The organism is Actinophytocola sp. (assembly GCF_036555685.1).
Classification (GTDB): Bacteria; Actinomycetota; Actinomycetes; order Mycobacteriales; family Pseudonocardiaceae; genus Actinophytocola.
The window spans coordinates 1-1648 of the sequence record NZ_DATBKY010000262.1 but is presented as its reverse complement, the minus strand read 5'-3'; the positions used below and the strand labels follow the sequence as shown (position 1 = coordinate 1648).

1 protein-coding gene is annotated in these 1648 nt (G+C 71.1%); it reads left to right on the top strand.

Features of this window, described 5'->3' with window-relative positions; genetic code table 11:
* A partial coding sequence (gene rho, locus VH969_RS26310; RefSeq protein WP_331978891.1) for a transcription termination factor Rho occupies nt 1–1602 on the top strand: 1602 nt, incomplete at its 5' end.
* Nucleotides 1603–1648: the final 46 nt, after the last annotated feature.

The window sequence follows — 1648 nt, the reverse complement described above, 5'->3', positions numbered from 1 at the left end:
CCCGCGGCGACCGAGGCACCCGCCGAGCCGGGCCGCGAGGAGCCCGGTGAGGAGGGCGGCCGCCGCGACGGCAACCGCCGCCGCCGGGCCGGTCGCGCGGCCGGCGGCCCGGACACCGAGCAGCGCGAGGAGAAGCGGGACGACCGCGGCTCCGACAAGCGCGACGAGAGCCGGGGCGAAGGCCGCGGCGATGCTCGTGGCGAGGGCCGCGGTGACAGCCGCGGCGACGACCGTCAGGGTGGCCGGGACCGCAACCAGGACCGGCAGGGCGGCCGCAACCAGGACCGCCAGGGCGGCCGCAACCAGGGCCGCAACGACAACCGCAACGACAACCGCGACAACGGCCCGGACGACGACGATGACGACGGCGGCCGGCGTCGCGGCCGCCGCTTCCGCGACCGCCGCCGCCGCGGCGGTGGCAGCGGCCGGGGCGACTCGCCGGACACCGAAGTGCGCGAGGACGACGTCCTGCTGCCCGTAGCGGGCGTGCTGGACGTGCTCGAGAACTACGCGTTCGTGCGGACTTCGGGCTACCTGTCGGGTCCGAACGACGTGTACGTCTCGCTGTCGCTCGTGCGCAAGTACGGCCTGCGCCGCGGTGACGCGATCACCGGCATGGTGCGCCAGCCGCGCGAGGGCGAGCAGCAGCGGCAGAAGTTCAACCCGCTGGTGCGCGTCGAGACGATCAACGGGCTGGACCCGGAGCAGGCCAAGAACCGCGCCGAGTTCACCAAGCTGACGCCGCTGTACCCGAACGAGCGGCTGCGCCTCGAGACCGAGTCGCACATCCTGACCACCCGCGTCATCGACCTGGTGATGCCGGTCGGCAAGGGGCAGCGCGCGCTGATCGTGTCGCCGCCCAAGGCCGGTAAGACCATGGTGCTGCAGTCGATCGCCAACGCGATCACCACGAACAACCCCGAGGTCTACCTCATGGTCGTGCTCGTGGACGAGCGGCCGGAAGAGGTCACCGACATGCAGCGGTCGGTGAAGGGTGAGGTCATCGCCTCGACCTTCGACCGCCCGCCGTCGGACCACACCACGGTCGCCGAGCTGTCCATCGAGCGGGCCAAGCGCCTCGTCGAGATGGGCCACGACGTGGTCGTGCTGCTCGACTCGATCACCCGGCTCGGCCGCGCCTACAACCTGGCCGCGCCCGCGTCCGGCCGGATCCTCTCCGGTGGCGTCGACTCGACCGCGCTGTTCCCGCCGAAGCGTTTCCTCGGCGCGGCACGCAACATCGAGGACGGCGGCTCGCTGACGATCTTCGCCACCGCGCTGGTGGAGACCGGGTCCGCGGGTGACACGGTGATCTTCGAGGAGTTCAAGGGCACCGGCAACGCCGAGCTGAAGCTGGACCGCAAGATCGCCGACAAGCGGACCTTCCCGGCCGTGGACGTCGACCAGTCCAGCACCCGCAAGGAGGAGCTGCTGCTCCCGCCGGACGAGCTCGCGGTCACCGTGAAGCTGCGTCGCGTGCTGCACGCGCTGGACAACCAGCAGGCCATCGACCTGCTGCTGACCCAGCTGCGCAAGACCCGGACGAACATCGAGTTCCTGATGCAGGTGGCGAAGAACACACCCAGCGTCAACGACGACTGACCTCTTCGGCGTCTTTCTCTCTGTCGGCCTGCCGGCACAGGATCAC